This is a genomic window from Aminipila luticellarii, assembly GCF_004103735.1.
Classification (GTDB): domain Bacteria; phylum Bacillota; class Clostridia; order Peptostreptococcales; family Anaerovoracaceae; genus Aminipila; species Aminipila luticellarii.
The window spans coordinates 2,491,344-2,503,853 of sequence record NZ_CP035281.1 but is presented as its reverse complement, the minus strand read 5'-3'; the positions used below and the strand labels follow the sequence as shown (position 1 = coordinate 2,503,853).

The following is a 12,510-nucleotide window of genomic DNA, read 5'->3' as shown; positions in this document are numbered from 1 at the left end:
TGTGGATATTTGAATCAGAGGAGGTTTTCTAATGTATAGAGTTGTTGTTATCGGCGGCGGCTGGTCGGGCTGTGCGGCGGCTGTGGCCGCTCGGAAGGCAGGGGCGTCCGTGGTGCTGATCGAAAAGACGGATCTGCTTTTAGGCTTGGGCAATGTGGGCGGTATCATGCGTAATAACGGTAGATTTACTGCTGCGGAGGAAAATATTGCACTGGGTGCAGCTGAACTGTTTGGCATAACAGACGGCTGTTCTAGGCATAGGAATATCGACTTTCCGGGACATAAACATGCCAGCCTGTACGACGTTATGAAAGTAGAACCGCAAGTCAGAAGGCTTCTTAAAGAACTGGGAGTTGAAATCCACCTGATGTCGAGAGTGATCGATGTGGTAACCGAAATGGCAGAGCTGCCGGAAGAAAAATCCCGCAAATATATAAAAAGCCTGATTGTTACTAATGGAGCAGGCCTCGGGCAGAGAAATACAGACCTGCAGACGATAGAAGGGGATGTTTTTATTGAGTGTACAGGATCTACGGGACCTATGGGAAATTGCCTTGCTTACGGGAATGGATGCTGTATGTGTATCCTCAGATGCCCTGCTTTTGGCCCTAGAGTCAGCATTTCTCAGAAGGCAGGGGTAACAGACATCATGGGGATGAGAAAGGATGGAGCATGGGGAGCGTTCAGCGGTTCCGGTAAATTGGAAAAGGGTTCCCTGTCCGAAGAAATTCAGGAGGAATTAAATGAGAAAGGGGTAGCCGTGATACCGCTGGAAGCAAAAGATATTTCTAAGGATAAATTAAATTTAAAGGTCTGTCAGCAGTATGCTTTAGATGAATATGCGGAAAACATAGTACTCTTAGATACCGGCTATGCTAAAATTATGACGCCGTTCTTTCCGCTGGAAAAATTACGGGAAGTACCGGGGCTTGAAAATGCCAGATATGCAGACCCCTATGCAGGCGGAAAGGGAAACTCCATCCGGTATTTATCCGTCACGGAAAGAGATGATTATATGAAGGTAAAAGGCATTGAAAACCTTTTGTGCGGCGGAGAAAAATCAGGCCTGTTCGTGGGGCATACGGAAGCCATCACCACAGGAAGTTTGGCGGGATACAACAGTGCAAGATACCTGAAAGGCTTAAAACCAATGGAACTGCCGAGACAGCTAGCTGCCGGAGATTTGATTGCATATGCAAACGAACGGCTTCAAACACGGGAAGGGCTTATGAACAGATATACCTTTGCCGGTGCAGAGTATTTTAAGAGAATGCAGGAAAAACAGCTTTACAGTTCAGACTCAGAGGCTATAGCCGGACGCGTAGCCAGAACAGGACTTGCCGGAATCTATAACGAAAAAATCATATAGGGAAAGTCCGGTAAACATTGGGAAGGCATTGACGATAAGTTATAAAAATTGGTATACTAATCTAATATAGAAAAACGAGATGCACATTCTGTCAGCCGTGCTGCGGCACGAGGCGGAATATAAAAACGAAAGATGAAGGAGGAAATGAGAAATTGGATAAACCGGTTTATGTTATAGGACACAAAAATCCGGATACAGATTCCATCTGTTCCGCCATTGCATATGCCCAGTTAAAGAATAAGACATCGGATAAATACTACGAAGCCAGACGGGCGGGTCAGGTGAACAACGAGACGAAATATGTGTTGGAGACCTTTGGCGTGGAAACGCCGGAACTGATTGCAGATGTGGGGACTCAGATCAGAGATGTAGCCATTAAGAAAATTGACGGTATCAACAGCGGGATTTCATTGAAAAAGGCTTGGAATATGATGAAGGATACAGCCAATGCTACCCTGCCTGTTACCTCGGAAGGAAAGCTGGAGGGAATTATTTCTGTAAACGATATTGCCACAGCCAATATGGATATTTACGAAACCCGAATCCTTGCTCTGTCTAAAACCCCCTATAGAAATATTTTGGATACCCTTGAAGGTACTATGATCGTGGGAGATGAAGAAGGCTGTGTGGAGGAGGGCAAGATTCTTATCGGAGCTGCAAATCCGGATTTGTTGGAAAACTATATTGAAAAAGGCGATATATTTATTACGGGAAACCGGTTTGAATCACACCTGTGCGCCATCGAGATGAACGCCGGATGTATTGTGGTGTGCATGGGCGCACCCGTATCCAAGACCATTAAAAAAATAGCCATGCAGAATCACTGCAGAATCATCAGTACACCGTGCGAAACCTATGTGGCGGCCAGGCTCATCAGCCAGAGTACGCCCATACGGTATTTTATGCGCAAAGAAAACATTGTCAGCTTCGAAGAAGATGATTACATCAGCGACATGAAAGAGACCGTTACGAAAATACGTCACCGGGATTTTCCGGTTCTGGACAAAGCAGGAAACTATTGCGGCATGCTTTCCAGAAGATCTCTGATCAACATGAGAAAAAAGAAGATTATTCTGGTGGATCACAATGAAAAATCTCAGGCTGTGGACGGCATTGAAGAGGCTGAGATCATAGAAATTATCGACCACCACAGAATCGGCAATCTGGAAACCCTTGCTCCGGTATATTTCCGGAACCAGCCGTTAGGGTGTACGGCAACGATCATATATCAGATGTATGCGGAGCTGGGCGTAGAAATTGATTCGAAAATAGCCGGATTACTATGCTCAGCTATTTTGTCAGATACGTTAATGTTCCGTTCTCCTACTTGCACAGAGCCGGATAAGCTGGCGGCGGAAAAGTTGGCAGAGATTGCAGGAATCCGTATAGAAGAATATGCAGCGGCTATGTTTCGAGCAGGCAGTTCCCTGCAAGATAAGACCACGGAAGAAATTTTCTATCAGGATTATAAAAAGTTTGCCAGCAACGGCATAAAATTTGGTGCCGGGCAGATCACCTCTTTAGATGGGGAGGAGCTGGCGGCATTGAAGCCCAAGCTTTTGTCCTTTATGGAAAATGCCTGCAAGACCTCCAGCGCGGATATGCTTTTCTTTATGCTGACAGATGTGATTCATGAATCTACGGAATTGCTGTTTGTGGGAGAAAATGCTAAAAACATCGTGGAACGAGCATTTGGAGCAAAAGCAGAAAATTCCTTCATTGTGATGAAGAATATTGTATCCAGAAAGAAACAGGTGATTCCTCAGTTAATGAGCGCCATGCAGGAGTAAGAAAAACAGGCGAGAAGGAGAAAGAGTATGGAAAAAAGAGTGCTCAGCGGCGTGGAACCTGAGCGGGTGATGTATTATTTTGAGAAAATATCACGGATTCCAAGGGAGAGCGGCCACGAAAAACAGATAAGCGATTACATATATCAATGGGCCGTTGAAAAAGGGCTGGAGGCACAGCAGGATTCGGCATTAAACGTCATTATAAAGAAACCGGCTTCGACAGGTTATGAAGCTTCGGATCCGGTCATGCTGCAAGCTCATATGGACATGGTCTGTGAAAAGAACAGGGATAGCAGCCATGATTTTTCCAGGGATCCCATCTTATTGAAAATAGAAGGGGATATGATATCCTCAGCTTCAGGTACGACCCTTGGTGCGGATAATGGCATTGGCGTTGCTTATTGTATGGCTGTTTTGGAAGACAGAAATTTAAAACATCCCCCTTTGGAAATCTTACTTACCACAGAGGAAGAGTCCACCTTTAAGGGCGCGCTGACCGCTTCTCCTGAAATGTTTCAGGCCAGAAAGCTGATCAATCTGGATCAGTCTGTAGAAGATGAGATATTGACCGGAAGCTGCGGCGGATCGGGGGTAAAGATAAAGCTGCCATTCACCTGCGAGGCAGTTCCAAAAGGGCGCGAATATCGAACCTTTCAGCTGAGAATCAGCGGATTGCTCGGAGGACATTCCGGAGAGGATATTGAGAAGGGTCATGGAAGTGCCATTAATCTTCTGGTACGTTGCTTATATGAGTTAAACAAAAAACAAGATATTCATTTATGCAGCATCTCAGCCGGTACTTCACGGCTTGCCATCTCAAGAGAAGCGGAAGCTAAATTTTTGATTCCGCAGGATCAAGAGCAGGAAGCCCTGTGTATTGTAGAGCAGATGAGCACAGTTTTCAGAACAGAATATAGGGGGATCTGCGATGCCCTGGAGGTACAGTGCAGAGCTATATCCCAGGCAGAGCCCGGAGCAATTTCCGGAGACAGCTTAGATAAGCTGGTGCAATTTCTATATGTATTTCCAGATGGCATACGAAATATGAACGGTGTCATGCCGGGGGTGGTGGAAAGTTCCATTAATCTGGGCATCCTCCGATTTCAAAACGGATATCTGGAAGTTGAAGCAGAACTTAGAGGGGCTTTTGCGTCAACCTGTCAGCATATAAAAAATCAACTGAACGTTTTGTGCCGGATATTTGGAGCAGAGATTCAGTTCTTTTCTGAGTATGCCGCATGGGTTTATAACCCGGAGTCGGAGCTTCGGCAGAAAGCCATGGAAGTATTTAAGCGGGAATTTGGCAAACAACTCAAGCCGATTGTCATTCATGCGGGGATTGAGTGCGGATGTTTGCTGCAGAGCATGCCGTGGATGGATGCGGTCGCTGTGGGTCCCAGCTGCTGGGGCTTTCATTCGCCGGGGGAGCGGATGAGTGCCGCTTCTGTGAACCGAGTGTGGGGATTCCTGCTAAAATTGCTGGAAGAGCTTAAGTGAGAAGCATTTCTTCCGATATAATGGGTATATGGGAAATGACAACTGACATATAACGTATACGTATTATACCGGAAAGGCAAAATAACTGGGGGACAGGGATCATGTACAAGAATTTAGGAAATCATCTATTCCTGCCCGAGGGCGATGATTACAGCAAGAAGGAATTTGATAAGGATGCGGAAGAAATTGTTTCAGCAGGGAACTCGGTTTTGCGGGAGCTTAGGATTCAGCAGGCGGCAGAGCAGACAGCCCGATTGAAGTCGGCTCCTCAAAAAACAAATACGCTCCATAAAAATCACGATAAAGAACAGAAGAAAATGACCTATAAGGAAATTTTTGATGAAATGGCCGCTAATAAATAGAGGCTATTTTTTTATTTTGTTATAAAACACAAAAATGTAGAATTAATTTGTGATATATGTTAAAATTAAAAATAATAATCTGATGAGACAGTAAGTCCAGTGGTGTGATGTCAAGTGAGAAATGAAATAAAAATCATATATTCTTGACCAGTTTCTCAAAAAACAAAAAACGACCACCTAAGCCCTGTCGATCACTTTTAAAAAATGAGCAGGGCGTAGCTCATCAGCAGAGAGATTCCTCTATTCTGCTGAGCGATATAGGCGATTGTCTTTAAGCAGCGTAAAGACTAACCGCACAAATTTACGGGCAGTTAATGCGAGTGCACGTTTGTGTTGATATCTGTTCACCTCGTTGTACTTTTGGTGATAGAAAGCTTTGTACTCCTTGTCGCATCTTACAAGAGAGAATGCAGCTTCACACAGATAATACTTTAAAAATCGGTTGCCAGATCGGATGAGTCTTGTGTTTTGTGCTTCAAAATCACCAGACTGGTGCTGAGTCCAGGCAAGACCTGCATATTTCGCAAGCTGCGCCTGATTATTAAAACGATTGATATCTCCAAGCTCTGATAGAATACCAGCAGAATAAACAGGACCAATGCCTGGAATGGATATCAATACGTTAGGCAAGAGTTCCATTTGGGCTGAAATCGCTTTATCGAACTCTTTGATTTGAGCTTCCAATGCCTTCATTGAGGTTATGGATATAGAGAGCACCTGATTCACAGAGTCATTTACCGTCTTAGGTAAACGGTAAGAACTCCGGGCAGCTTTCTGAATGGCTTTGGCTACCGTATCTGGATCAGGAAAGCGGTTCTTTCCTTTCTCCATGATAAAAGCGGTTAGCTCTTGTAAGTCCATATATGCCAGTGCTTCTGCGGATTCAAATTCATCGTAGACAGCAAGAGCTGTAGTGCTGAAGGTATCGGAAAATACCTTCTCCTGTGTCATGGATGAATACTTCTTGAACAGCACATTCATAAAGCGTTGCTTTTCCTTGGTAAGATTGCAAACGGCGAAATAACGTGCTCGTGTGAGGTTTTGGAGAGCTTTGTAGTGATAGTCTCCGACATATACCTCTTTGTTGATTCTTCCAAAACGCAGGCAGTCAGCAATGACAAAAGAGTCCACATAATCATTTTTTGGCAGGTCATTATAAGCATCTTTGAACTTTTTAACCTGCTTTGGATTGAGGACATGAATCTTTCTGTGAAAGGATGCTAAAGATGCATCTTCCCTTAGAAAATACACGAGATTGTCACCATAGACAGATGTAGATTCGAGACCTATGAGTACGGTGTCAAGGGACCTGGAATTTAAAGCAGAACAGATTCTTTTTACCAACTGAATAGAACCATCATGTGAGTTAGCAACTGCGAAGTTACTGTGCTTGTTACCATTAGGAAGCATAAGATAAACGACATTGGATTTGCTACTTACATCAATTCCGACGTAAAGTGGGTTCATAAAATCACCTTCTTTCGTAGTTAGATTTGAGTATTCAATCGGCTTGGTAAAACCCATGAACATGGAGCATCGACACCCTCGCATATAAGAATCCAGCTTAAGATGGACAGATGCGAAACCACACTGCTAGATGGTCGTCCATAAACTTAAGCAAACAGCCAGCCGGTTTGAAGCTAACTTCCATGTCAGGGGAACAGACTTACTATGAAGCAACCATTACTGGTTCAACAGGAGAAAAAAGAACTATTACCTGATTGACACTAAGACAATTATATCATGGGCTTAACTAAGCCTATTGAACAAATATTAATTAAGTTATCAAGGTACATTTATGTATCTAAAAAGTATTATACGAGGGAGAATGTGTTATGGCAAATTTATGGAGTGGTAGATTTGAAAAAGGCATGGATGAAATCGTTGAAAAATTTAACGCTTCCATTGGCGTGGACAAAAGGCTGTATGCCTGTGATATACAGGGAAGTATTGCTCACGTGTCCATGCTGGCGAAACAGGGCATCGTGAAAGAAGAAGAAAAAGAGAAGATCATAAAAGGTCTTACAGAGATTAAACATAAAATAGATAAAGGGGAATTTGAGTTCAATATCAAGCAGGAGGATATCCATATGGCTGTGGAAGGTGCTTTGATCGAGGCACTGGGAGATACGGGGAAACGACTGCACACGGCCAGAAGCAGAAATGATCAGGTGGCTGTAGACACCAGACTCTATTTAAAGGAACAAATCAAAGAAGTAATAGAAAATTTAGTTTATATGGAAAAAGTACTGCTGGAAAAAGCAAAACAATATGCCGATCAGATTATGATCGGATTCACCCATGTGCAGCATGCGCAGCCGGTAACCGTAGGGTTTCATTTAATGGCATATTTTCAAATGTTCAAGAGGGATATCCAGCGATTGCAGGACACGTATGAAAGAATGGACTATTGCCCGTTGGGAGCCTGTGCTCTGGCCGGAACCACTTTACCGACAGACAGGTATTTCACCTCTGAAATGCTTGGGTTTAAGGCACCCACGGAAAATGCTATGGACAGTGTCAGCGACAGAGACTATGTCATTGAATTTTTAAGTGATGCATCCATCTCCATGATGCATATCAGCCGGTTCGCGGAAGAGTTCGTGTGGTGGAATTCACAGGAATTCAGTTATATTTCCATAGATGATAGTTTTTGCACAGGAAGCAGTATCATGCCTCAGAAAAAAAATCCGGATATGGCGGAACTCTTGAGAGGAAAGGTAGGCCGCGTGTACGGACATTTGATGCAGATACTGACCGTCATGAAGGGAACGCCGCTGGCATATAATAAAGATTTTCAAGAAGATAAAGAAGGCTTATTCGATGCGGTGGATACCTGGAAGGCTTCCTTGCGAATTTTTGCAAAAATGATTGAAAAGACTGAGTTTAGAATGGACAGGATCGAAAAGCATTTGCATACCGGGTTTTTAAATGCTACAGATATTGCCGAGCATTTTGTGAAACAGGGGATGCCTTTCAGAGAAGCGCACGAGGTGGTGGGCAAAATGGTAAAATTCTGTGAAAATAATAATAAGGATTTTACAGATCTGACAGAAGGTGATTTAGAAGCTATAGATAGCTGGCTTTCGCTGGACAGGCTTCCTGATTTAAGTATAGAGGGCTGTGTAAAGGCAAGAGTATCCTTTGGAGGAACGGCACCGGTAGAAGTCCGAAGACAAATTCGAGTCGGAGGAGAGTGGATTGCAGAGCTGACCTTATAATCTGACAGTGCAGTTCGAAAGAATGGGGAAAACCAGTGGAAGGTATAGCAGAGACGCAAGGGTATTGCATATAACCGAACGCAAAAAAACCTCTGGAGGAACAGAGGTTTTCTTGCATAAAATAAAAAAGATGATGAAGGATTGTCCGAATATTACGGACATATATGTTAAGTTCATATGCAATACCAATGCATCACATATTTCACATAACCAAATTTAAATATCTATTGGTGTATTATTGGTCGAATGATTTTACTTCTTATTTCTTTCTCTGTGAATCCTTTGGAGTTACGCAAACACCTTTAGCTCTTGCAACTACAATTGGTTCTTCCAGTGAATCAGCAGCTGAAGGACTGATGTCAGGTCTTGCAGCAACTACTTTCTTAGCTTCGAAAGTCATAGTTCTTGAAGTATTACCCATCTTAGTGATTTCTCCGTAAACTTCAATGTAATCTCCAGCATAAGTAGGTGCTAAGAATTCTACTTCGTCATATCTTAAGAATAGACCTTCGTCTCCGTCTACTTTAATTAATAGCTCTGTAGCAAGGTCTCCGAAAAGGTGAACCATGTGAGCTCCATCTACAAGGCTTCCGCCGTAGTGAGCATCCTTATGTGACATTCTTAATCTTAATGTTGATGAAATCTTCTCCATTATATTGTCTCCTTTTGTAAATCATTAAAATTGATAATAAATATATTGTTGTCCAATAAAAAATAGACACAAATATTAATTGCAAATTCCGTGCCAATGAGTTATTATTGAAAATAGATAAAAACGAACCGATTTTGGTTCGACAAAAAAGTGAGGAAAGAGTGAAATATGTTAAATTATGGAATTCGACGCGTTTTAGAACCAAAATATGTTTTACCTACATCTGCATGGAAATTGGACAACTCCAGAGAAATATCCTCAGAGGAAATGAGAATCTCTATAAAACGTCTGCATATTGAAACCACAAGCTTCAAGCAAATCTGTCTGGAAGCCAATAATCACGATGAGCAGATCAAAGAGAAAATTATGGATATTGTCCTGAAACGGGGAAAGCTGCACAATCCGGTGACGGATACCGGTGGTCTGCTGTACGGAATCGTGGACGAAATCGGTGAGGACTACAATAATGAAAAAAATCTGAAGCCCGGCGATGAGATTCTTTGCAACACATCGCTTGCAGGCGTTCCTCTATACATAAATCGAATTATAAGCGTGGATAAGGCTTTTAAGCAGGTGGAAGTGGAGGGCTATGCCATTGTCTTTGATAAGATCCCTGTGGTGCGAAAGCCGGAAGGGGTTCCCTTAGACTTGATGCTGTTCATTTTCAACGAATCGGGGACTTTATACCGGGTGAGTAGAGAAATCGAAGGGCGTAAGAGTTTCCTTGTTTTAGGCAACAATATTATGACTAATTTGATGTTCGGATATGTTATCCGAAAAAAAGCGGGTCCTGACGCAGAGATCATCTGCTTGTTTGATAAAAAAACAGACCTTGTAATAGTGGGCAAATCCATTGATAAATTGCTTTCCGAGGTCTTTGATGAAGTGCATTATGTCAACATTTTGAGACCCATGGAGTGCTTAGAAAAGCTGAATATTGAATCCCGGTTTGATATGACGGTAAATTGTGCGGATATTCCGGGGGCTGAAACGATTAACATTTTGGCGACCAAATCCAGCGGAACCGTTATATTTGCAAACTTTATAAACAACTATAACATCGCCTTATATATAACGGAATCCATCTCAAAACACTTAGAGCTGAAATGTGCAGACGGGTATCTGGAAAAATATGATGAGTTCGATATCGAGGTAGGGCGGGAGCTGGCGCCTTATATTAGGGATGCGGTCACTTCCAGCGCCGTGTTTGAAGAGGATCTGGCATACCCATTGATTAGGGAAGACAGAGTTCTATCCAGCGAGGGCTATAGACACAGCATGGCAGAAAATTTTATCTGCGAAAGCCGTGCCATGGCAGTAGTTCTGGAGGAAATCCTGAAAGTATCCAAGTATGACTGCAATGTTCTTATCACTGGAGAAACCGGTGTAGGTAAGGATAAAATTGCGAATATCATACAGAAAAACAGTGTAAGAAATATGCAGCCATTTATCAAAATAAATTGTGCTGCCATTGCGCCGAACCTGATGGAATCTGAGTTCTTTGGGTATGAAAAAGGTGCCTTTACCGGAGCAAATGCTTCCGGGAAAAAGGGGTATTTTGAATCTGCAGACAATGGGATTATTTTTCTGGACGAGGTAGGGGAGCTGCCTCTGGACATACAGGCCAAGCTGCTTCGAGTGACGCAGGATGGGGAAATATACAGGGTGGGAGGAACCACCCCAATCAAGACCAATGTGCGAATTATTTCTGCGACCAACAGAAATCTGCTGGAGCAGATCGAAAAGAAACAATTCAGACAGGACTTGTATTACAGACTGAATGTGTTTCCTGTCAAGGTGCCGTCTTTGAAGGAGCGAAAGGCTGAAATACCGGCATTGGTACAGCACTTTGTTAAGACCTATAACAAGAAATACGGGATAAATCGGGGCATCGATGAAGAAGCCATCGACTATCTAAAGGAGCGTAAATGGACAGGTAATATCAGGGAACTGGAGAATTCCGTTCAGCGCATTATGATCAGTGCGAAAGGCTCCAATATTACGCTGATTGATGTGATAAAATGTTTAAATGATAATGCATTTGAACAGATGGATTTTAGTAACGAGGATAACTTTGAAGAAGTAATCGCTAAAGATTTTGCCTTGGAGCCACTGGTAGAGAGCTTTGAAAAAAATCTGATCCGGCATGCCTGCGAGAAGTACGGCTCCACGAGGAAAACGGCTCAAGCCATTGGAATAAGCCAGACACAGCTGGTGAGAAAAAAGAAAAAATACGGCATACAGTAGCTGGACCGCAAGCGTTTAAATAATGTGAACCCAAAATGGTTCACATTATTTTGCTTTCGAACCCAAATCGGTTCGAATAGAAAGAAGCAATAGCAAGATAGTTATTGCTGATAGAAGAGGAATCTCCTTTAAAAGCAAAATAATAATTAAAATTTATGAATCTGTATATAATATGTAGAAACTTGTTTATTTTAAACAATTTCATCAGTATGGCACGGATATTGCTTTATATAATTGCGCAAGAATACTTTTAGCCGGAAAATTTATGAGGTCCATAAAAATTATTTTAATTTTTTATGATAAAATTTTTTAGGAGGTATTCAATATGAAAAAAGGATGTCCGTATGGAACACACAGAGTTATTTCTCCAAAGGGAGTGTTGCCACAACCTGCTGATGTTATTGATAACACCATGGAGATCTACGACAACGAGGTACTAATCGACGTAAAGACTTTGAACATTGACTCAGCATCGTTTACAGAAATTGAAAAAAGAGCTGGCGGAAATATTGAAGAGATTAAAAAGATTATGCTCGGTATTGTTGAGAAAGCTGGTAAACACAAGAACCCTTGGACCGGTTCTGGCGGCATGCTTATTGGTACCGTAAAAGAAATTGGACCTGCTTATGTAGGTGACCTAAAAGTAGGAGATAAGATTGCAACTCTTGTTTCACTTTCACTTACTCCGCTTAGGATAGACGAAATCCTTGAGATCAGGCCTGCTATTGATCAGGTAGATATTAAGGGACAGGCAATCCTATTCCAGAGCGGGATTTATGCAAAACTTCCAACAGATATGCCTGAGGGACTCGCCCTGTCCGCTTTAGATGTGGCTGGAGCTCCTGCACAGACGGCAAAGCTAGTCAAGTCAGGAAATACAGTAGTAGTAATTGGCGGCGGCGGAAAGTCCGGTCTTCTATGCTTATATGAAGCAAAGAAGAGAGCCGGTGTAACCGGAAAAGTTATTTGCATAGGCGGCTCGGAGAAGTCAACAACAAGAGCAAGAAATCTTAATTTGGCAGACGAATATGTAACTGCGGATGCAACAAATGCCATTGACGTTTACAACAAAGTGATGGAACTTACAAAAGGCAAGCTTGCAGATGTGGTTATTAACTGCGTAAATATTGAAAACACAGAAATGGCTTCAATTCTTTCTTGCAAGGAACGTGGAACGGTATATTTCTTTTCCATGGCAACAAGTTTTACAAAAGCAGCATTAGGAGCAGAAGGTGTAGGAAAGGATATCGAAATGATCGTGGGCAATGGATATTGCAAGGGTCATGCTGAAATAACACTTCAGGAACTTAGAGAATGCGAACCTCTCAGAAAACTGTTCCAAGAAATGTATGCTTAAATTTAAATTGAAATA

9 protein-coding genes are annotated in these 12,510 nt (G+C 42.5%); 7 read left to right on the top strand and 2 right to left on the bottom strand.

The genetic code is table 11. The annotated features are described in order from the left end of the window. Nucleotides 1–31: 31 nt before the first annotated feature. The 4 genes from EQM06_RS11705 to EQM06_RS11690 all read left to right on the top strand — a co-directional run bounded on the left by EQM06_RS11705 (nucleotide 32) and on the right by EQM06_RS11690 (nucleotide 5,018). Nucleotides 32–1,369, top strand: a complete 1,338-nt coding sequence (locus EQM06_RS11705) for an FAD-dependent oxidoreductase (protein WP_128746540.1) — start codon at nucleotides 32–34, stop codon at nucleotides 1,367–1,369. A 152-nt stretch (nucleotides 1,370–1,521) separates the two neighbouring features. After that, nucleotides 1,522–3,159 carry a putative manganese-dependent inorganic diphosphatase gene (locus EQM06_RS11700; RefSeq protein ID WP_230974971.1) on the top strand — a complete coding sequence of 546 codons (1,638 nt, stop codon included), beginning with the start codon at nucleotides 1,522–1,524 and terminating at the stop codon, nucleotides 3,157–3,159. 27 nt (nucleotides 3,160–3,186) lie between these two features. Further along, nucleotides 3,187–4,656, top strand: a complete 1,470-nt coding sequence (pepD, locus tag EQM06_RS11695) for a beta-Ala-His dipeptidase (RefSeq protein ID WP_128746538.1) — start codon at nucleotides 3,187–3,189, stop codon at nucleotides 4,654–4,656. A gap of 101 nt (nucleotides 4,657–4,757) precedes the next feature. Then, nucleotides 4,758–5,018, top strand: coding sequence for a hypothetical protein (locus EQM06_RS11690; protein WP_128746537.1), 261 nt, complete (start codon nucleotides 4,758–4,760; stop codon nucleotides 5,016–5,018). Between the two features lie 240 nt (nucleotides 5,019–5,258). On the opposite strand, the gene EQM06_RS11685 is transcribed toward EQM06_RS11690, so the two are convergent. Next, entirely contained in the window at nucleotides 5,259–6,548 is a 1,290-nt protein-coding gene (locus EQM06_RS11685) for an IS110 family RNA-guided transposase (RefSeq protein WP_230974938.1), read from the bottom strand. A gap of 305 nt (nucleotides 6,549–6,853) precedes the next feature. Here EQM06_RS11685 and argH point away from each other — a divergent pair, with 305 nt between their 5' ends. Then, entirely contained in the window at nucleotides 6,854–8,239 is a 1,386-nt protein-coding gene (gene argH, locus EQM06_RS11680; RefSeq protein WP_128746536.1) for an argininosuccinate lyase, read from the top strand. 259 nt (nucleotides 8,240–8,498) lie between these two features. On the opposite strand, the gene kal is transcribed toward argH, so the two are convergent. Beyond that, nucleotides 8,499–8,891: a 3-aminobutyryl-CoA ammonia lyase gene (gene kal, locus EQM06_RS11675; RefSeq protein WP_128746535.1), complete on the bottom strand. Its 393-nt coding sequence runs from the start codon at nucleotides 8,889–8,891 to the stop codon at nucleotides 8,499–8,501. Nucleotides 8,892–9,059: 168 nt separating this feature from the next. Between kal and EQM06_RS13205 the strand changes: the two genes are divergently transcribed. After that, complete coding sequence (locus EQM06_RS13205; RefSeq protein ID WP_230974970.1) at nucleotides 9,060–11,138, top strand: sigma-54 interaction domain-containing protein; 2,079 nt, start codon at nucleotides 9,060–9,062, stop codon at nucleotides 11,136–11,138. Between the two features lie 325 nt (nucleotides 11,139–11,463). Then, nucleotides 11,464–12,495 (top strand): L-erythro-3,5-diaminohexanoate dehydrogenase, encoded by a 1,032-nt coding sequence (gene kdd, locus EQM06_RS11665; protein ID WP_128746534.1) that lies wholly within the window; start codon nucleotides 11,464–11,466, stop codon nucleotides 12,493–12,495. The last annotated feature ends 15 nt before the right edge of the window (nucleotides 12,496–12,510 follow it).